General features: G+C 47.4%; 1 protein-coding gene. It reads right to left on the bottom strand.

Annotated features, from left to right (window positions below):
- A partial coding sequence (gene repC, locus HBA93_RS18925) for a plasmid replication protein RepC (RefSeq protein ID WP_286202061.1) occupies window positions 1–411 on the bottom strand: 411 nt, incomplete at both ends.

The raw sequence follows: 411 nt of genomic DNA, 5'->3' as shown, positions 1-411 counted from the left end.
GAAAACTCCCCTGCCCTCGCTTTCTCAGTCAATGAGCGCAGATATCCGCCAGCTGAGTTGATATAATTTGAGCGCTGAAGGATGCATGCGATTACAACAGCAGCATTTTCTTGCCCCAGCACATCAAGCGCATCCTCGTAAGCAGAAGGCGAAATGCCGAGGAACCCTCTAACCTTGGCGGCGGTTTTCATCAGATCTCGCCAACTCGCAATATCTTCTGCCGCATAATCCAAAATATCCGGACATGCTTTCAGGATCAGTACAAGTGGATACCCCCTCGCCGGCTCCACGTTTTTCATCTTTGGCTGAACCTCGCGCTGTTTTCTTTCTAAAGCAGGTTCAAGTTCAAAATAGGATTCAGATTTTGATTCAGTATGTTGCTGTCCATTTTGGTGTTCATTGGCATCCATA

Origin of the sequence: Ochrobactrum sp. SFR4 (assembly GCF_019730395.1) — a bacterium.
GTDB lineage: Bacteria > Pseudomonadota > Alphaproteobacteria > Rhizobiales > Rhizobiaceae > Pseudochrobactrum.
Note: the sequence above shows the minus strand (reverse complement) of the source record. Positions and strands in the feature narration are given on the sequence as shown.